Annotated in this window: 14 protein-coding genes; 11 read left to right on the forward strand and 3 right to left on the reverse strand. The window is 55.3% G+C overall.

Translation table 11 applies throughout. The features are described from left to right. The first annotated feature begins 30 nt into the window (after positions 1 to 30). From LI114_RS05450 to LI114_RS05480, 7 genes are all read left to right on the forward strand, one after another. Complete coding sequence (locus LI114_RS05450) at positions 31 to 2,571, forward strand: heavy metal translocating P-type ATPase (protein WP_227219795.1); 2,541 nt, start codon at positions 31 to 33, stop codon at positions 2,569 to 2,571. Positions 2,572 to 2,950: 379 nt separating this feature from the next. Beyond that, positions 2,951 to 5,596 (forward strand): alanine--tRNA ligase, encoded by a 2,646-nt coding sequence (gene alaS / locus LI114_RS05455; RefSeq protein WP_227219796.1) that lies wholly within the window; start codon positions 2,951 to 2,953, stop codon positions 5,594 to 5,596. 13 nt (positions 5,597 to 5,609) lie between these two features. Beyond that, positions 5,610 to 5,954: a histidine triad nucleotide-binding protein gene (locus LI114_RS05460; RefSeq protein WP_022127980.1), complete on the forward strand. Its 345-nt coding sequence runs from the start codon at positions 5,610 to 5,612 to the stop codon at positions 5,952 to 5,954. Positions 5,955 to 6,040: 86 nt separating this feature from the next. Then, a complete protein-coding gene (holA, locus tag LI114_RS05465; protein ID WP_227219797.1) occupies positions 6,041 to 7,090 on the forward strand; it encodes a DNA polymerase III subunit delta in 1,050 nt (349 codons plus the stop codon). A gap of 20 nt (positions 7,091 to 7,110) precedes the next feature. Next, a complete protein-coding gene (locus tag LI114_RS05470) occupies positions 7,111 to 7,743 on the forward strand; it encodes a toprim domain-containing protein (RefSeq protein ID WP_227219798.1) in 633 nt (210 codons plus the stop codon). Beyond that, positions 7,730 to 9,079: an MBOAT family O-acyltransferase gene (locus LI114_RS05475; RefSeq protein ID WP_227219799.1), complete on the forward strand. Its 1,350-nt coding sequence runs from the start codon at positions 7,730 to 7,732 to the stop codon at positions 9,077 to 9,079. The genes LI114_RS05470 and LI114_RS05475 overlap by 14 nt, the downstream gene beginning before the upstream one ends. 28 nt (positions 9,080 to 9,107) lie before the next feature. Then, the gene (locus tag LI114_RS05480) at positions 9,108 to 10,217 is read left to right on the forward strand and encodes a DHHW family protein (protein ID WP_227219800.1); all 1,110 of its coding nucleotides are present in this window, start codon (positions 9,108 to 9,110) and stop codon (positions 10,215 to 10,217) included. Positions 10,218 to 10,350: 133 nt separating this feature from the next. On the opposite strand, the gene fucO is transcribed toward LI114_RS05480, so the two are convergent. Next, a complete protein-coding gene (fucO, locus tag LI114_RS05485) occupies positions 10,351 to 11,499 on the reverse strand; it encodes a lactaldehyde reductase (protein ID WP_227219801.1) in 1,149 nt (382 codons plus the stop codon). Positions 11,500 to 11,745: 246 nt separating this feature from the next. Here fucO and bsh point away from each other — a divergent pair, with 246 nt between their 5' ends. From bsh to LI114_RS14285, 4 genes are all read left to right on the forward strand, one after another. Then, a complete protein-coding gene (bsh, locus tag LI114_RS05490) occupies positions 11,746 to 12,720 on the forward strand; it encodes a choloylglycine hydrolase (RefSeq protein WP_227219802.1) in 975 nt (324 codons plus the stop codon). Positions 12,721 to 12,847: 127 nt separating this feature from the next. Continuing rightward, the gene (locus LI114_RS05495; RefSeq protein WP_227219803.1) at positions 12,848 to 13,474 is read left to right on the forward strand and encodes a formate/nitrite transporter family protein; all 627 of its coding nucleotides are present in this window, start codon (positions 12,848 to 12,850) and stop codon (positions 13,472 to 13,474) included. 60 nt (positions 13,475 to 13,534) lie between these two features. After that, positions 13,535 to 14,449: a hypothetical protein gene (locus tag LI114_RS05500; RefSeq protein WP_227219804.1), complete on the forward strand. Its 915-nt coding sequence runs from the start codon at positions 13,535 to 13,537 to the stop codon at positions 14,447 to 14,449. A gap of 16 nt (positions 14,450 to 14,465) precedes the next feature. After that, a complete protein-coding gene (locus tag LI114_RS14285) occupies positions 14,466 to 14,561 on the forward strand; it encodes a rubredoxin-like domain-containing protein (RefSeq protein ID WP_413770899.1) in 96 nt (31 codons plus the stop codon). Positions 14,562 to 14,619: 58 nt separating this feature from the next. Here the strand turns inward: LI114_RS14285 and LI114_RS05505 are convergent, their stop codons facing one another. Together LI114_RS05505 and LI114_RS05510 are read right to left on the reverse strand one after the other, a co-directional pair. Next, positions 14,620 to 17,577 (reverse strand): L-fucokinase, encoded by a 2,958-nt coding sequence (locus LI114_RS05505; RefSeq protein ID WP_227219805.1) that lies wholly within the window; start codon positions 17,575 to 17,577, stop codon positions 14,620 to 14,622. 15 nt (positions 17,578 to 17,592) lie between these two features. Then, complete coding sequence (locus LI114_RS05510) at positions 17,593 to 18,903, reverse strand: sugar phosphate nucleotidyltransferase (protein WP_227219806.1); 1,311 nt, start codon at positions 18,901 to 18,903, stop codon at positions 17,593 to 17,595. Positions 18,904 to 18,938: the final 35 nt, after the last annotated feature.

The raw sequence follows: 18,938 nt of genomic DNA on the forward strand, positions 1-18,938 counted from the left end.
TTTTAGTGATCGGAAAGCTGGTGGACATTTATGGAAAAGAAAAAATTTGACGTTACGGGAATGAGCTGCGCCGCCTGCCAAGGGCACGTTGAAAAAGCGGTGAAAAAGCTGGAGGGCGTTAAAAGCGTGAACGTGAACCTGCTGCAAAATTCGATGCAGGTAGAGTACGACGAAAGCTGCGTTTCGCCCGCGGATATGATAGCGGCTGTTGAAAAGGCGGGCTACGGCGCTTCGGAAAAAGCGGCAGGCGGCGCGCAGACGGGCGGCGAAAGCGGCGCGTCAAAATCTAACGCCGCGGAAAAGGCGCTGAAAAATATGAAGCGGCGGCTGATAAGCTCGGTGGTGTTCCTAGTGCCGCTGTTTTACATCTGCATGGGTCACATGGCGGGATTCCCGCTGCCTGCGATACTCAAAGGCCACGAGAACATGATGATCTTTGCGCTGACTCAGCTTCTGCTGACCGTGCCGATAATCGCGCTGAATTTTCACTATTTCAGCAACGGCTTTAAAAATCTGATACACCGCACGCCTAATATGGACAGCCTTATCGCGCTGGGCGCTGCCGCGGCGTTTGTTTACAGCCTTTACGGCACATATGCCGCCGCTTACTACATGGGCAGGGGCGACCTTTCCGCCGCGCACGGCCACGTTATGGATCTCTACTACGAGTCCTGCGGAATGATACTCACGCTGATAACCGTCGGCAAATATCTCGAGGCGCGCAGCAAGCGCAGGACTTCTGACGCAATATCCAAACTGGTAGACCTCGCGCCGAAAACGGCGGTAGTTGTCCGCGACGGCAAAGAGCAGGAGATACCCGCTTCGCAGGTGGCGGTGGGCGATATTTTCCTGCTGCGCGCGGGCAAGAGCGTGCCCTGCGACGGCGTAGTCATAGAGGGAAGCTGCACGGCAGACCAGTCGGCGCTGACGGGCGAGAGCATACCCGTAGAGAAAAACGTAGGCGACAGAGTCATGAGCGCGAGCATCTCTGCGGGCGGATTTGTAAAGTGCCGCGCCGAAAAGACCGAGCAGGACTCCACCCTTTCGCAGATAATCGCGCTTGTCGAGGACGCTTCGGCATCAAAAGCGCCGATAGCGCGCCTTGCGGATAAAATAAGCGGCGTTTTCGTGCCCGTGGTGATATGCATAGCGATAGTTGCGGGCGCGGCGTGGCTGTTGGCGGGCAAGGACGTTTCCTTCGCCCTGAACATGGCTATCTCGGTACTCGTGATCTCCTGCCCCTGCGCGCTGGGTCTTGCAACGCCTACCGCTATAATGGTCGGCACGGGCAAGGGCGCACAGAACGGCATACTGATAAAATCAGCGGAAAGCCTTGAGACCGCCCACCTTGTAGATACCGTGGTGCTCGACAAAACGGGCACTTGCACCGAGGGCAGACCCGAAGTGCAGGCGGTGTACGCTGACGATCTCGATAAAGCCGAGCTGCTGAGATTGGCAAATTCGCTGGAGGTAAAATCCTCTCACCCGCTGGCGGGCGCTGTTACACGCTACTGCGACGACCAGTCTGCCGCGCCTTACGATTGCGAAGATTACGCGGAAACTGCGGGCGGAGGAATTTCGGGCAAGGCGGCGGGCAGGCGCGTGCTCATCGGCAACAGCAGACTTATGGAGCAGAGCGGCGCGGATATTTCGGCGTACTCTGACCGCGCGAACAAAGCGGCGGCGGGCGGCGCGATACCTCTCTACATCGCGGCGGACGGCAAGGTAGTAGGAATGTTCACCCTCGCCGACCCCGTAAAGCCGACCTCGCGCGAAGCGATAGAGCAGCTGCACGGCATGAAGATAAAGACGGTAATGCTCACCGGCGACAACGCCGCTACCGCGGAAGCTATCCGCGCGCAGCTTGGCGTTGACGAGGTGCAGGCAGAGCTTATGCCCGCCGACAAGGCGCGCATAGTAGGCGAGATGATGGCGCAGGGCAGAAAGGTAGCAATGATAGGCGACGGCATAAATGACGCACCCGCCCTCGCCGCGGCAGACGTAGGGATAGCCATCGGCGCGGGACAGGACATAGCGGTAGAGTCGGCGGATATAGTGCTTATGAAGAGCGACCTGCGCGACGCGGCGTCAGCAATAAGCCTCAGCCGCGCGGTTATCCGCAATATCCGTGAGAACCTTTTCTGGGCACTGATATACAATTCGCTCGGCATACCGCTGGCGGCGGGCGTGTTCTTCCCGCTGCTGGGCTGGAAGCTAAACCCGATGTTCGGCGCGGCGGCAATGAGCCTAAGCTCATTCTGCGTAGTAATGAACGCACTGCGGCTAAACCTTTTCGGACGCGGCAAAAACAAATCGGACAATTCTAAAAATCCAAGATCGGAGGATAAGACTATGGATAACTCAAACAAGAAAGTAATGAAGATAGACGGCATGATGTGCGGACACTGCACCGCGACCGTCACCCGTGTGCTCAATGAGATAGAAGGCGTGAACGCCGAGGTATCGCTTGAGGACAAGTGCGCGTACATCACGCTGACGAAAGACGTTCCCGACGAGGTGCTGAAAAACGCAGTCACCGCGCAGGGATATAAGGTCAAGGGGATAAAATAATAGGATAAAATAAGACCAAAAACTCCTTGACAACCCCGCCGAAATCTGATATAATATAGTTTGGACAATATTTAAAAGCTGTGATGGAATTAACCGAGATCATGGGCGGCGTACAGAGAAAGAAGCGTGCTTGCTGAGAGCTTCTGCCGCAGTGTTCGGGGGCTGCTCCGGAGCATCGCCGCAAACGGCTTCTGCCGAAAAGCGGCGGCGTTCGGCCGCGTTAAGGCTAAACGAGTGACGGCGCGCTTTGCGCTGTAATTTGGGTGGTAACACGGAACGTTTTTTGCGCTTCGTCCCATTTCGCCTGCGGGCGGCTGGGCGAAGCGTTTTTTGTTTGCGGCGGCACAGCGCAATTTTATTTATACGGAGGAAGATAAAAATGGAATGGACCAGTTTGAACGACCTCAGAGAGGCGTATCTGAAATTTTTTGAGAGCAAGGGCTGCCTTAGAAAAAAGAGCTACTCGCTCGTACCGCAGAACGATAATTCGCTGCTGCTGATAGTAGCGGGCATGGCTCCCCTAAAGCCTTACTTTACAGGTCAGGAAGTGCCCCCGCGCACCAGAATGACTACCTGCCAGAAGTGTATACGCACAGGCGACATCGAAAACGTCGGCAAGACCGCCCGCCACGGCACTTATTTTGAGATGCTGGGCAACTTCTCTTTCGGCGATTATTTTAAGAAAGAGGCTATCTCTTGGGCTTGGGAATTTTGCGTTGACGTGCTAAAGCTGCCTACCGAGCGCCTTTACGTTTCCGTTTACGAGGACGACGACGAGGCTGAAAAGATATGGCATGAAAAGATCGGCGTGCCGATGGACCATATCTTCCGCATGGGCAAAGAAGATAACTTCTGGGAAGCCGGTACTGACGGCCCCTGCGGCCCATGTTCCGAGATATATTTCGACCGCGGCGAAGAGTACGGCTGCGGCAAGCCCGGCTGTACAGTAGGCTGCGACTGCGACAGATATATGGAATTCTGGAATCTGGTATTCACCCAGTTCGAGCGCCACGAGGACGGCACATACACCCCCCTCGCGCAGAAGAATATAGATACAGGTATGGGTCTTGAGCGTCTTGCTGCTATGATGCAGGGCGTTGACTCGATATTCGACGTTGATACCGTAAAGGCTATCCGCGACCACATTTGCAGGATAGCGGGCTGCACCTACGGCGAGGACTACAAGAAGGACGTTTCCGTCCGCGTTATCACTGACCATATCCGCGCGGTAACTTTCCTCGCCTCCGACGGCGTTTTGCCTTCTAACGAGGGCGCGGGCTACGTTATGCGCCGCCTTGTTCGCCGCGCTGTACGCCACGGCAAGCTGCTCGGCATAAACGGCCTTTTCCTCAAAGACATCGTAAAGACGGTAGTAGACTGCAACAAGTGCGAATACAACGAGCTGGAAGAAAAGTACGATTATATAGTTAAGGTTCTCACTAATGAGGAAATGAACTTCAACCGCACCATCGACCGCGGTATGAAGCTGCTGGAGGACTACATCGCCGACCTTACCGAAAAGGGCGAAAATGTGCTTTCGGGCGAGGACTGCTTCAAGCTTTCCGACACTCACGGCTTCCCTATCGACCTTACCCGCGAGATACTGGAAGAAAAGGGTATGACGGTAGACGAAGAGGGCTACTACAAGTGCATGGAAGTACAGCGCACTACCGCGAGAGAAGCGCGCGGCGGCTCGAAATACATGGGCGCTGACGAAACGGTATTCCACCGTATAGATAAAGAATTTACAAGCGAATTTTTGGGCTACGATACTACCGAGGCTGACTCTACGGTAGATTTCGTCGCTAATGACGAAGAGCTGATAATGCGCGCCGAGGCGGGTCAGACAGCATACATCGTTTCCAAGGCCACGCCTTTCTACGCTGAGAGCGGCGGACAGGTAGGCGATACGGGCACGATAGTTACCCTGACCGGTAAGGCGGAAGTTACCGATACGCAGAAAGTCGTAGGCGGCAAGATAGCCCACACCGTAAAGATAACCGAGGGCTATATCGAGGCGGGACAGACCGCGCATTTCTCGGTAGACGCCGAGCGTCGCATGGCCATCGCCCGCAACCACACAGCCGCACATCTGCTTCAGGCGGCTCTGCGTCAGGTACTGGGCGAGCACGTTCACCAGAAAGGTCAGCTCGTAAACGCTGACAGAGTACGTTTCGACTTCTCGCACTTCGAGGCTATCTCGCCCGAAGAACTGGCTGAGATCGAAGCGCTGGTAAACGACAAGATACTCTCTTGCATGGATATTAAGACTCAGGTACTGCCGATAGAAGAAGCGCAGAAGCTGGGAGCTATGGCGCTTTTCGGCGAAAAGTACGGCGAAACTGTACGAGTAGTCAGCATTGGCGATTTCTCGATGGAATTCTGCGGCGGTACTCACCTCAAAAACACCTCGCAGGCGGGCCTTTTCAAGATAATCTCCGAAGGCTCGGTAGCTTCGGGCGTTCGCCGTATCGAGGCTGTAACGGGCACGGGCGTTCTCGCGCTGCTCAACGAGATAAACGCGCGCGTGGTGCAGGCGGCTAAGCTGCTCAAGCTCAACGATCCCGCACTGCTGGCTGAAAGAATAGTAGCCGTGCTCGACGAAAACAAGGAGCTGGGCAAGGTATCCGAACAGCTCAAAAAGCGCATCGCCGACGCTATATTCAGCAACATGACCAAGAACTGCCGCGAGATCAACGGAGTAAAGATAATGGCGAACATGATGACCAATGTCGGCTCGGATATGTACGAGAAATTCTCCGACGCGGTAAAGAACCTCAGCGAGCCTTTCGTACTCGTGATGGCGGGCACTGCCGATGAAAAGCCGAAGTTCCTCTGCGCTTGCTCTAAGGCGGCTATCGCTAAGGGCGCGCACGCGGGCAAGATAGTAAAGGAAGTAGCCGCAGTTACAGGCGGTAAGGGCGGCGGCCGCCCAGAGAGCGCTATGGCGGGTATAGGCGATAAGAACAAGATCGACGAAGCACTTAACGCACTTGACGGCATACTGGCAAACTTTATAAAGTAAAGGAGCGCTAACAATGAACGATTGCTTATTCTGCAAAATAATCGCGGGCGAGATCCCCTCAAACAAGATCTACGAGGACGAGAGCGTTTACGTTTTCGCCGACATCGCTCCCACAGCCCCCGTGCACTGGCTGGTGATACCTAAGGAGCACATAGCGAAGCTTTCCGACATAAACGATAAGAACAGCGGCGTGGTTTCGCACATCTACGAGGTCATCTCGAAGCTGGCGGCGGAGCACGAGGAGTTCAAGAACGGCTTCCGCGTAGTTTCAAACTGCGGCGAGTCGGCGGGACAAACGGTGTTCCACATACACTTCCACGTTCTGGCGGGAAGAGATTTCGCATGGCCCGCGGGCTAAACTTTGTAAACTGATATTTTCTGCAATGCCGCACGCGATGTGCGGTGTTGCTGTATAATGGCGAAAAAGCGTAAGGAGGGTAAAAAATGGCGGTGCAGACCCCTGCGGAGTGCGCGGCGAACGTGCGCGCTGCTAAGTATGAAAATCTGTATCTGTTTTACGGCAGAGATACGGGCGCGCTCGAGCCTTTTGCCAAAAAGCTGGCGGCGAAACTTTGCCCGCCCGAAGCGCAGATGATGAACCTGCACATTTTCGACGCGCAGGAGCTGGATATGGAGGCGCTTGCGGACGCAGTACAGGTGCTGCCGATGTTTGCCGAGCGGGTAGTTGTAACGCTGAACGGGCTTAATATGGAAAATATGCTCAAAAATCAGGCCGACCTGCTGCGCGGTATAGTTTCCGACATTCCCGAAACTACCGTTATGATAATTTCGGCAGGCGGCGAAGAGCTGTATAAAAACCGCCGCTCGCTCACCGATAAAAACCGCCGTTTCGCCGACCTTTGCGCAAAGCACGGCGCGGTGTGCGAATTTGCGTACAAAAGCCCCGCCGACTCGGCTAAGGCGATAGCTGCGGCTGTGTCCCGCGCGGGCGCGGCTATCTCAAAGCGCGACGCGGAATATCTGGCGCAGCTCTGCCTTTGCGAAACGGCGCATATCAATATGGAGATAGAAAAGCTGACGGCGTACGCCGCGGGGCGCGAGATAACGCGGGCGGATATTGACGCGCTTTGCGTGCGCAAGATAGAGTCTGACGGCTACGCCCTAGCGCTGAATATCCTGCGGTCGAACGCGCTGTTTGTCTTTAAGCGGCTCGACGAGCTGAAAACGCAGAATTACGAGCCTACGCAGGTGCTTTCGATAATAAATCTCTCGTTGGCGGATATTTACCGCGCTAAGCTTGCACGCGCGGCGGGCATGGGCTGGGAGCAGTGCGCACGGGATTTCAAGTACCCGAAAAACCGCGAATTTGCGATAAAAAACGCCTTTTCTGAGTGTGCGAACATACCGCTGGAGCGCATACGCCGCGTGCAGACGCTTCTTTCGGAGTGCGACTACCGTCTGAAAAGCGTATCCATGAACGCTGAGATGTCGGCGCTGGCGGTAGAGCAGTTCGCCGCTTCGGCAATGGCGTAAAGGGGGTCGGCAGAGCTAAGATGTCTGAAAAAATAAAGCTGAAACAAGCGCTGGTGGTAGAGGGCAAGTACGATAAGATAAAGCTTGCCTCGCTGGTAGACGGCGTTATCATCACTACTCACGGCTTCGGCATTTATAAGGATAAAGAGCTTTGCGCGCTGCTGCGTTTTTACGCCGAGAAAACGGGGCTGATCGTAATGACCGATTCCGACGCGGCGGGCAGGCAAATACGCGCGTACATAAAGCAGATCTTGCCAAAAGAGCTGCAAAGCCGCGTGCTGAACCTGCATATACCGCAGATAAAGGGCAAGGAGCGGCGAAAAGCTGCCCCCTCGAAAGAGGGCACGCTCGGCGTAGAGGGCATCAGCGCCGAAACGCTGCGGGGTCTGCTGGAAAACGCGGGCGCGCAGCTCGACGGCGAAAGCGCGGAGCACGGCGGCATTACGGGCGGCGATATGTATATGCTGGGGCTTTCGGGCACGGGCAGCGCGGCGGAAAAGCGTGCGCAGCTGGCGGCGGAGCTGGGTCTGCCCGATGGGCTTTCGGCGCATGCCCTGCTCGACGTGCTTAATTCCATGTACACGCCCGATAGTTTGGCGGAGGTGTGCGGCGGGATATTTGCTGAAAGGGAGGACGAAAATGGAGCTGTATAACGTACTTTTTCCATACTTTTTTCTGCCCGTTTTCATGCTTATCTACGCGCTTATCCCCGCGAAACGCCGTCCGCTGCTGATATTTGCGGGCAACCTGCTCTTCATATCCGCGGCGGATTGGCGCGGAGCGGCGGTGTATTTCGCACTGCTGCTGACAGCGTATTTCTCGGGCATCGCGATATACAACGGCCGCGCGAAAAAGGACGGCGAAAAGCCGAAGCTCGCGCGGCGGCGGCTGGTGCTTGCGGGCAACGCTCTGCTTTGCGGGGCGGCGTTTTTAATATTCGCGCACGGCGGGGCGCTCGCGCCGAACTTGCCTTACGGGCTGAAACTTTTTGGCGCGGGGGTGATAGCGGCGCACATCATCTCCTACCTCACCGACGTTTATCGCGGCGACTGCGAGGCGCAGACGAAATTCAGCGCGCTGGCGGCGTACACGGGCTTTTTCCCGTCGCTGGGGTTCGGGCCTATACTGAAATATAAAAATTTCCGCAAAACCTTTGCCGAGCCGGAGGTGACGCTTGAGAAAACGGCTGAAGGCGTGCGCTGTTACATCACGGGTCTGGCGGAGTATCTGATGATCGCCGAGCCGCTCAGCCGCGCGCTTGAGGACGTGAAAAAGACCGACTTTGAGAGCGTTCGCGGTGCGCCCGCGTGGCTGGCGGTGATAATTTTCTGCGCCTGCTTCTGCACCACGCTGAACGGTATGCTGAATATGGGCAGGGGCGCGGCGCTGATGCTGGGCTTCCCCGTAAAGCCCGCTTTTCGCCGCAGGATATTCAAAGACGGCGTAAAAAACTCGGTGCGCGAGATGAACATACCGCTTTACGAGTGGTCGCGCGACTATATCGCCACGCCGCTTCGCAGACTTGGCGGCAGGGGCGGCAAGGCGGCTGCCTGCTGCGGCGTGCTGGTATCGGTAACGGCGGCGGTGATGTGGTACGGCTTTACTGCGGGCTGGCTGGTCTGCGGGCTGATACTTTCGGCGGCGATGATCGCCGAGACAGCGGGCGCGGGCAGAAAAATGCCGAAGACTTTGCGAAAAACGCTTTCCGCCGCGATAATGTTCATATGCGGGGCGGCGGCGTATATTCCGCAGGCGGCGCAGGGCAGAGGTCTGCTGAAAATGCTCAACGCCCCTGCCGCAGGCACGCAGAACGGCTATATAGAGTATCTGGCGGGGATAAGCGTGCCGCTGATAATCATGGCAATATTCACCACAAACAGTATTATCCCCACTATATTCAAGCGCGCGGGGACGGGCTGGTACAGGGTAGCTTTCCCCGTTATCGAGCTGGTGCTGATGATGATATGCACGGCTTACATGATATACTGACTAAGAAAGGCGGGTGCGGGATAACGAGATGAAAAAGGTGCTGAACTGCATAAGCATAATCATGTTTTTCGCGGTAACTGCTATGATAGGCGTGAGCACGGTGTTTTTTCAACACGGCAAGCCTTTTAAAAAAGCGCTGGAGCAGCATGGCAATGTGCGGCAGGCGGCTGAGGACTACGCCGTGAGCAATTTTCCGTTCAAGGCGAACTGGGAGTCGCTCTGCGCGCGCTCAGCTGAGCTTACGGGCATGCGGCAGTTTCGCAGCGTTTATCACGATAAAGAGCGCGATATGCTGGTGGACGTTTTTTCAGATTACGATAAGTCGCGGCGGGATAAAAACGTCGCGGATATAAACGCTTTTTACAAGAAGTACAAGGGCGCTTCGATGTACATAATGCTCGCGCCTACCGCTTCGGGCATATACCGCAGCGAGCTTCCCGATTCGGCGGGGGCGATAGACCAGCAAAAGCTGATCGACGATATTTATTTCGACATCGACGAGGCGGTAAACCCGCTGGACGTTTTCAGCGCTCTATACTCCGCGCGCGACAGCTACATCTACTTCCGCACCGACCCCTACTGGACGCAGGCGGGCGCTTACGAGGCGTACTCGGCGGCTATCGGCAAGATGGGCAGCGCGCCGTATACCCTTGCAAATTACGATATGGACTATTCGCACATTTACTACCGCGGCGAGCTTTCAGCGAAAAGCGGCGTGCGGCGGGTAAGGGAGGACACCATTACCGCCTACCGCTGCAAATACGGCAGCTATGTAAAGTCGGTAAAAATGCTGCGCGACAAGCAGACTTACAGCAAGACCTCGCTCTACAATTCCGCGGGGCTGAACAGCGCCGACAAATACTCCTACTACCTCGGCGCGAGCAATTTCAAGTGCACGCGGGTGGTCACTACGGGCAAAGATCTGCCGAAGCTGCTGATAATCAAGTCGGATTACGCCAACAGTATGATACCTTTTTTAGCGCCGCACTACTCTGAGATAACGCTGGTAGACCCCGGTATGCTGGAGGAGGGCGAGAAGCTGGAGGATTTTGCCGACCCCGCCGACTACGATCAGGTGCTTTTTCTTTACGACGTGCAGACATTCTGCGAAACGGACGAATTTGACAATTTGGATTAACGCAAAAAAGAGCGGGCAGCCTTGTAAGAAAGCTGCGCCGCTCTTTTATATTCGACTTATTTCATTTATCCGAGTTATCTGTTTATCTGTTTATCTGTTTATCTGTTTATCTGTTTATCTGTTTATCTGTTTATCAGAACGCTGTCTTGTAGATACCGAGGATAGATTCTACTGTGCAGGGTCTGGGGTTGCCGCCAGTGCAAACGTCGTCGAATGCCGACTGCGAAAGCGCGGGGAGGTCTTCTTCCTTAACGCCTATCTCATGCAGCTTTTCGGGGATACCAACGTCCTTTGAGAGCTGCTTTACAGCGTCTACGGCTGCCTTTCTGTAAGCTTCCTGATCCATGCCCGTAGTGTCAACGCCCATCGCTTCAGCTATGTACTTGAACTTCTCACCGGTGTAAGGAGCGTTGTATTCCATAACGTAGGGCAGCAGTACAGCGTTCGCGATGCCGTGAGGAGTGTCGTAGAAAGCGCCGAGGGGGTGAGCCATGCCGTGTACAACGCCAAGACCTACGTTAGAGAAGCCCATGCCCGCGATGTACTGGCCAAGCGCCATATCTTCTCTGCCCTTAGGGTCGTTTTGGCAGGCTGCGCGCAGCGAGCGGGAGATCACCTCGATAGCCTTGAGGTGCATCATGTCAGTAAGCTCCCATGCGCCGAGAGTGGTGTAGCCCTCGATGGCGTGGGTAAGAGCGTCCATACCTGTCGAAGCGGTGAGCCCCTTAGGCATAGAGGACATCATCTGCGCGTCGATAACGGCTACTACGGGTATATCGTGGGGGTCTACGCATACGAACTTGCGCTTCTTTTCCTCGTCGGTGATAACGTAGTTGATGGTAACTTCGGCAGCCGTGCCCGCGGTGGTGGGAACGGCGATTATGGGAACGCAGGGGTTCTTTGTGTCAACTGCGCCCTCCAGCGAGGTAACGTCGGCGTACTCGGGGTTCGCGATTATGATGCCGATAGCCTTTGCTGTATCCATAGAAGAGCCGCCGCCTATCGCGATAAGGTAGTCAGCCTCAGCCTTCTTGAAAGCCTCGATTCCCGCCTTTACTACCGCTACCGTGGGGTTCGCCTTTACCTGCGAGAATATCTCGTAAGCCAGACCCGCTTCTTCAAGCAGCTTAGTAACGTTCTGCGCTACGTTGAATTTGATAAGGTCGGGGTCGGTAACTACCAGCGCCTTTTTAAAAGCGCGCTTTTTAGCCTCGGTAACTATCTCGCTGATAGCGCCCGCGCCGAAGTACGAGGTTTCGTTAAGTATCATTCTGTTAGCCATATCAAAAACATTTCCTTTCGTCAAGACAGCGGCTGTAAAGCGCGGCTGTCATATATTTCATGTATTTATTATACAACTATTCCTAACAAAATGCAACAGGTTTTGTTGAAAATTGAGCGAAATTTGTGTGAAGTTCCTGTTATGTAGTTAAATGTGTTATATTAGGATACAGCTCAGCACTTGATTTTTAGCGGCGGGGTGTGGTATAATATATGCAAGAATTTTTTTTATGGAGGGTAATGCTTTATGTGTACGGCAGCAGTTTATAAAACAGACAATATGTATTTCGGCAGAACGCTCGATTACGAAAGCTCATACGGCGAGGAGATAGCGGTAATGCCGCGCCGCTTTGAGCTGCGTTTTTCCGACGGCAGCGCTTCGGCTGAGCATTTCGCGATGATAGGTACGGCGCACATCGCGGGCGGCTACCCGCTTTATTACGACGCGGTGAACGAAAAGGGCTTAGGCATGGCGGGGCTGAATTTCGTCGGCAACGCCAAGTACGCAAAGCCTGCGGCGGGCGCGAAAAACGTGGCGCAGTACGAGTTCATACCATTTATACTCAGCAGCTGCGAAAGCGTCGAGCAGGCGCGGCGGGTGATAGCGCAGATAGATCTTACCGATACGCCTTTCAGCCCGCAGATGCCCGCGGCGCAGCTTCACTGGATCATCGCCGATAAGCAGCAGACTATAGTCGTGGAATCTACCGCGGAGGGCGTGCAGGTCTACGATGACCCCGCGGGCGTGCTGACGAACAATCCGCCATTCCCCGCGCAGATGTTCCGCCTGAACGATTTTATGCACCTCTCGCCGAAGCAGCCGCGAAACTGCTTTTCCGATAAGCTGAAGCTTTCGCATTACAGCCGCGGGATGGGCGCGCTGGGTCTGCCGGGCGACCTTTCCTCGCAGTCGCGGTTCGTGCGGGCGGCGTATGTGCTGGCAAACTCGGTATCGGGCGGCGGCGAGGCGGAAAACGTCAGCCAGTTTTTCCACATACTCGGCGCGGTAGACCAGCAAAGGGGCTGCTGTGAGGTATCCGAAGGTGAGTACGAGATAACGATATACACCTCCTGCTGCAACGCGGACAAGGGCATCTACTACTACACCACCTACGGCAACAGCGCGGTAACGGCGGTGGATATGCACCGCGAAGATCTCGATAGCGGCGAGCTTGCGGCGTACCCCATGCTGACCGAGATGGCGGTGAATTTCCAGAACTGAAAGCGCGGATATGTTGCGGCAGGCTAACATGATAATAAACTGTAAATAAAGCCCGCGCCTATTGCAAGTCAGGCGAAAATACTATATAATTATATATGGATCTATATATAAGGAGATAAATTTTCACATGAGAAAAATTGCTGACATTCTGCTGCGCGCGGTGCTTACAGGCTTCGCCATCGCGATAGGCGGCACGGTCTACCTTTCCTGCGGCAACAAATTTCTAGGCGCTTTTCTTTTCGGCACGGGGCTTTTCGTGATACTCAGCTTCGGCTTCAACCTCTTTACGGGCAAGGTCGGCTACGCGGTAGAGCGCGAAGCGGCGTACCTCGGCGAACTGGGGCTGATATGGCTCGGCAACTTAGCGGGCGCGGTGCTGGCGGCGCTGCTGATACGGCAAACGCGCATAGCGGGCATAAGCGAAGGCGCGCGTGAGATATGCCGCGTAAAGCTCGAGGACGGCTTGCTGAGCGTTTTCATACTTGCGTTTTTCTGCGGCGTGCTGATGTTCATAGCGGCGGACGGCAGCAAGAACATAAAAAACACGCTGGGGCAGATACTCGCGATATTCCTGCCCGTAGTCGTCTTTATAATCAGCGGCTTCGAGCACTGCGTGGCGAATATGTACTACTTCACGCTTGCGGGCGTATGGAGTATGCGCACCTTGCTGTACCTGCTTGTGATGTCGCTCGGCAACGCGGCTGGCGCGATGATGATACCGCTTTTCAGAAAAGGGTTTATCAAAACTGAATAAAACACACGGCGCTTCCGCGGGTGCGGGGGCGCTTTTAATATGGGGAGTGCAAAATATTTGATGGATAAAAAAACATGGCTGCCCGCCGTGATCTCGGTGCTGCTGGCGGCGGGAATGGTCGCGGCGGCGGAGATAACGGGCGAGCGGGAGATAATTTTCCCCGAGATAACGGCTATCGCGATAGGCGCGCTGGCTGCGCCGAAGCAGGTCTGGAACACCTCAAAGCTGCGGCTTTTCGCGGCGGTGGCGCTCTCGGCAGGCACGGGCGCTGCGATAGTACGTCTGCTGCCGCTGCCCGTTTGGGTGCAAGCGCCGCTCGGGATATTCTGCGCGGCGGGGTATATAACTCTGCTCGGCTGCGGATTTGTGCCCGCAATATCCGCCTGCGTTCTGCCGATACTTATGCAGACGGGCGGAGCGGCGTACCTCATCTCCGCTCTGGGCATGACGGCGCTGATACTGGGCGTTCAGGCGATACTTGAGCGGTTTGGTCTGCGCGAAAAGTACGGATTTGTACCCGAAGCGCGCATGCGCGGGCTGATAAAACTGCGTGCAAAACAATCGCTGACCGCCGCGGCGATATGCCTTCTGCCCGCATATTTCGGCGAGATATTCATTACCGCGCCGCCGCTCATCGTTGCGTTTTTTGAGCTTAGCAAGCCGAACTCAAAGCCGCGCGGCAGGATTTGGCAGACGGTATTGCTGATAGGCGGTGCGGCTTTCATAGGTACGATAATGCGCGCGGCGCTGAGCGTAGGCGCGGGTCTGCCGATGGCGTTTTCGGCGGCGGTCGCCTGCGGGGCGGTGCTTTGGCTGGTAGATAGGCTGGGGCTGTACTTTCCGCCTTGCGGCGCGATAGCTACTTTGCCTTTTCTGATAGACCAAAGCGCGCTCTGGAAATTCCCGCTCGAGGTTCTGGGCGGATACTTGATATTCTGCGCGGCGGCGGTTCTGCTTTTTCGTGAAAAAACTTGACGAAGGAGAAATACAGATGGCTAATAGATATTCAGGCAAAAAAGCCCCCGAAGTATGTCCCGTATGCGCCCACCCGAAGAGCTATTTCGAGGTGCACGCTGAAAATTATTGATATTAGACATGAGAAAAGACCTCTCCCAATCGGTGGAAGAGGTCTTTTTTGCGTATTTTTAGCCCATGTAAAACTCGGTTTTCCAAACGCCTACGCCCGATTCGGAGAACACTTCGTCGAGCCGCTCCTGCATCTGCTCAAGCGTCACGCCTTTTTTCATGATGACCTGTATGAATCCGCCGCCGCCTGCGCCGCATATCATCTTGCCGTCTATCAGGTCTTCTATCGAAAGGAATATTTGGTCGATACAGGTGTTGGTACAGCCCTTGTCCAGCCGCTTTGAAAGCTCCCAGTGCTCGTTCATCAGCTTCGCCAAGCCGTCGATCCTGCCTTTTTCAAGCTCAAGCCGCATGAGCACGGCCATCTGCTGTACGCGGTAGAGCACCTCGTTTACATCGGGGTCACCGCCGACGTATTTGCCCACGATGTCGCGCAGCAGGTTTCTCGCCAGCCTGCGCTGACCCGTGTATATCAGCGCGAAACGCTCGTTCAGCTCGCGCAGAGTGCCGTTGTCGATGCGCAGCGGCGTGCAGATTATCTTCTGCTTCAGCGCCTTGTCTGCCGAGACCATCTTTATGCCCGCCGAAGCGCCGCCTACCTGATCCTGCCAGCCGCCGCCGGTAGACATTATCTGCTCCATGCAAAGCACGGTGTTGTAAAGCTCGTCTTCAGTGTACTTCACGCCCATGAAGCTGAAAATACCCTTTACGCAAGCCGCCGCCAGTATCGAGCTTGTGCCCAGACCGCTGCCTTTAGGTATGTCGATAACGCGGGTATTCATGTAAAGTCCGCCGCCCAGATGCGCGCATATCTCCTCTACCGATACGTTTTCCTCGTATGGGATAACGCCGCAGGCGATGAGCGCCGCCTTGTGCAGTGCGAAAGCGTCCATCGGGTCGCTGCAGTTTTGCAGTTTCTTTATGTCGGTAAATTCCTCGTAGCTGCCTACGTCGGTGCTCGCGAGAACCATCTTGCTTTCGGGCAGCTTCTTTATCGTCACCTCTATCGGCAGCTCGCCGCCCAGCTTTATCGCCGCGTTCAGCACCGTACCGCCGTGCTCCATGCAGTATGGCGGTGTGTCAGACCAGCCGCCGCCCCAGTTCACGCGTACCGGCAGCTTCGTAACTACTTCGTCTTTCGCGATAACGTAATCCGCGCGGTAATCGGTGTCTTTCAGCGCCGTGCGCAGTATCGTGTCGCGTATGGTTTCAAAGCAGCGGTCGCAGTTTTTCTCTTCGTCCGTCAGCTTCGAGAGATAGTAGTAAATGCGTATCTTTCTGCTGAAAGAACCGAGGTCGGCGCAGTCGAGCTTTTCCGCCATTTTCAAAAGCTTGTTCTTCACGCGCTCGGAAATGCCCGTCTTGAATATCTCCGCCGCCTGCTCGGCGGGCAGGTTCGCGTCTATGGCTTCCAGCAGGCTCTCTATCTTTATCTTGTCGTTCAGCTTTTCCTGCCAGGGCAGTATCGCGGTAACGTCCGCGCCGTTGAAGCTGTCTTTAAGGCTGAAAAGGTCGCCCTTTGCTTCGCCCGAAAGGCTCGCGTTCAGCGCTTCCGCAAAGGTGCGCTCGGCGGGGTAGAGGGGCTTTGTCCAAAGCGGTTCGTCTATCTCTTTGCCGAAAAGCTTCGCTTCTTTAGGGTTATCGTTCACGCCGTAAACGCGCACTACAAATCTGCCGTCGGCGAGTTTCAGACCGTGCACCACCGTGCCGTCGGGTATAACTATCGGCTTTTCATTCTTGCCGCTGCGAGCTTTGCCTATAGTGCAGCCCGAGATAACGCAGCCCTTGCCGATAACGGCGTTGTGGTGGATGTAGCTGTCCTCTATGTAGCTGCCCGCGCCTACCTTAGCCCGCGTGCTGATGTATGAATTTGAAGCCGCAAAGCCCTCGCCGTGGTAATTGCTGTTGACAACGCCGCGCCAGCCCAGCTCGCCGTAGCTGCCTATGTCCTCGGCGTTGAGCTTCAGCAGCTCGCGCGTAGTGCCGAAGTGCAGGAATGAGGAGGGCGAGAAGCGTATCAGCTTCATGCGGTATCCGCTGAGCTTTTCCCATATCTTTTCGCGTGCCGCGTCAAGCTCGGGGCAGAGATCGCCCTCGGGCTGCTCTTTGTAAAACTGCTCCAGAGTGCTGTCCTCAGCCAATGGGTAGAGAAAGTCGGCATAGAATGAAAGGCGCACCTTTTCGTTCACCATAGCCGCGAATTTCTCGGGCGTGTCTGCCAGCGAGTAGAGCGTTTTTACCAAACCGCCGCTGAATATCACCGCGCCGGTGTCGATATTTATCATTCCGCGCTGGTCGGCAGCGCCAACTTTTTTAAGGTTCTCTACCGACTGCTTGTGCAGGAAACGGCGCACATATCCATCGCTGCTGCCTAAGAATACGCCGTGGTTCTTGCCGACTTCGGCGCTTTCCTTTATCGAAAGCGCAGCCGCGCCCTCTTCGTAAAAGTCGAGCTGAAGGGAGTTGAAGAGCAGCAGCACATCGCCAGAGCAGACCAGCATACCGCTCGAGATGCGCGCGGGTATGCCGCACATCGAGATCATAAATTCGTCAAACAGCGTGCTGCGCCTGCCGTTCGGCAGCATACGCGGCACGGGCGAGAATATCTTTCCGCAGGCGCTGTACTGCGGCGTTCTCTTAGCGTCGCCTCCGCTGTGGAGCACCATTATCCTTAGCTGCGAAAGCTCGCGCTCGTCGTGCTCGGTTATGTATTTCAAAACGTTCAGCGTAGCGCCGCCCGAGCCTACCCGCTTGCCTTCAGGGTCGGGGATAACGGCGTACTTCGTCGCGGCGGGCAGCGCGCAGTTTTTCAGCCGCCAGCTTATCTGCTGCTCGTAAGCCATAGCCTGCGCTTCGTTTGAGGCCGAAAGTATAACGTAATCCCATACAGGCAGCTTGTGCGCGTCGTCTGTGCGCTCGCGCCGCAGTATCTCGCTGTAAAGGTCGGTATTGTCGAAATAAGACTGCTGTAAAAATAAGTTTTTGTATCTGTTTCCCATATTCAGAGTTTTGCTCATGCTGTTACCTCGTTTTTAAAGTTCGTATTTTATCTTATCGTGCACCGAAATATCTCTGCCAAGCTGTACCTCGACTATCTCGAGCGTGGTGGTTGCGGTCACGGTGTGCTTTGTGCCCGCGGGCATTTCAAGCACGTCGCCCGCTTTCACGCTGCACTCCGCGCCGTCTATCACGGCTTTGCCCTCGCCGCGGATAACTGTCCATACCTCGTTTCGGTACTCGTGCGCATGATAGTTCATGCCGTGCCCCGCGTTCAGCGTTACTTTTATGGTAAGGCTTTCTTTCTCGATGTCCAGCACGCGGAAGCTGCCCCATGATTTTTCGGCGAACATGACCTTGTGGTCTAGGGTGTTTACAAAGGGCTTTATGTAGCTCGACTGCTCTTTGTCAGAAACCAGTATGCCCTCGGGGCTTGCCGAAACTACCACGTCTTTCAGCCCCATGCAGAGTATAGGCACGTTCAGCTCGTTTACAACGTGCACGTTGCTGCATTCGTCGTTAAAGAGCGCTTCGCCTACGCTGCGGCTGTCCATCGCCTCGGTGAGGGTGTTCCATGTGCCGAGGTCGCGCCACATTCCCGAAAAGCGCATGACCTCTATCAGCGGCTCGTGCTCTACCACCGCGTAATCGAAGCTTATCTTCTCAAGCGTATCGTAACGCTTGAAAAGGTCGTTGTAGTCCTTAAAATCTATCAGCTCGTGCGCGCGATCGAGCACATACCCCAAACGGAATGCAAAAACGCCGCCGTTCCAAAGCGCCCCCTGCGATATGTATTCCGCCGCCGTGGCGCGGTCGGGCTTTTCCTTGAATTTGTTCACGCGGCTTATCTTGCCGCCGTCCGCAGGGATAATGTAGCCGTACTTTTCGCTGGGGTAGGTAGGCTCTATGCCCATCAGCACAAGGTTCGCTTCGCTCTCGCGCGCGTAGTCGCCCAGTTTTCCGAGCGCTTCAAAGTAGTCAGGCTCTACATAGGGGTCTACGGGGCATACGACTACCGCTTCGTCTGCGGGTATTTTTTTTACATCGTGCAGATACGCCGCCGCCAGCGCTATCGCGGGGAAAGTGTCGCGGCGGCAAGGCTCTATGCTTATGCCCACTTCGTCGCCGAGCTGGTTGTGTATAGCGCTCACCTGCGATTTCGAGGTGGCTATGGTCACGCTCGCGTTCACGTCGGCGGTCTTTATCTGCCTGTAAACGCGCTGTACCATCGACTCCAGCCCGCCGTCCTCAGTGTGAAAAAGCTTTATAAACTGCTTTGAGCGAATATCGTTTGAAAGCGGCCACAATCTCTGCCCCGAGCCGCCTGATAACAGTACAATGTTCATTTTTTAGTTCTCCTATAATATGGCAATGCCGCACA

This window comes from Ruminococcus sp. 210702-SL.1.03 (genome assembly GCF_020559915.1).
Lineage (GTDB): Bacteria > Bacillota > Clostridia > Oscillospirales > Ruminococcaceae > YE71.

What these genes read in the sequence shown, in the direction of transcription:
- LI114_RS05500 (WP_227219804.1), top strand. Translation starts at nt 13,535, where the DNA reads ATGGATAAAAAAACATGGCTGCCCGCCGTGATCTCGGTGCTGCTGGCG.
- LI114_RS05470 (WP_227219798.1), top strand. Translation starts at nt 7,111, where the DNA reads ATGTCTGAAAAAATAAAGCTGAAACAAGCGCTGGTGGTAGAGGGCAAG.
- alaS (WP_227219796.1), top strand. Translation starts at nt 2,951, where the DNA reads ATGGAATGGACCAGTTTGAACGACCTCAGAGAGGCGTATCTGAAATTT.
- LI114_RS05450 (WP_227219795.1), top strand. Translation starts at nt 31, where the DNA reads ATGGAAAAGAAAAAATTTGACGTTACGGGAATGAGCTGCGCCGCCTGC.
- LI114_RS05510 (WP_227219806.1), bottom strand. Translation starts at nt 18,903, where the DNA reads ATGAACATTGTACTGTTATCAGGCGGCTCGGGGCAGAGATTGTGGCCG.
- LI114_RS14285 (WP_413770899.1), top strand. Translation starts at nt 14,466, where the DNA reads ATGGCTAATAGATATTCAGGCAAAAAAGCCCCCGAAGTATGTCCCGTA.
- LI114_RS05480 (WP_227219800.1), top strand. Translation starts at nt 9,108, where the DNA reads ATGAAAAAGGTGCTGAACTGCATAAGCATAATCATGTTTTTCGCGGTA.
- fucO (WP_227219801.1), bottom strand. Translation starts at nt 11,499, where the DNA reads ATGGCTAACAGAATGATACTTAACGAAACCTCGTACTTCGGCGCGGGC.
- bsh (WP_227219802.1), top strand. Translation starts at nt 11,746, where the DNA reads ATGTGTACGGCAGCAGTTTATAAAACAGACAATATGTATTTCGGCAGA.
- LI114_RS05460 (WP_022127980.1), top strand. Translation starts at nt 5,610, where the DNA reads ATGAACGATTGCTTATTCTGCAAAATAATCGCGGGCGAGATCCCCTCA.
- holA (WP_227219797.1), top strand. Translation starts at nt 6,041, where the DNA reads ATGGCGGTGCAGACCCCTGCGGAGTGCGCGGCGAACGTGCGCGCTGCT.
- LI114_RS05495 (WP_227219803.1), top strand. Translation starts at nt 12,848, where the DNA reads ATGAGAAAAATTGCTGACATTCTGCTGCGCGCGGTGCTTACAGGCTTC.
- LI114_RS05505 (WP_227219805.1), bottom strand. Translation starts at nt 17,577, where the DNA reads ATGAGCAAAACTCTGAATATGGGAAACAGATACAAAAACTTATTTTTA.
- LI114_RS05475 (WP_227219799.1), top strand. Translation starts at nt 7,730, where the DNA reads ATGGAGCTGTATAACGTACTTTTTCCATACTTTTTTCTGCCCGTTTTC.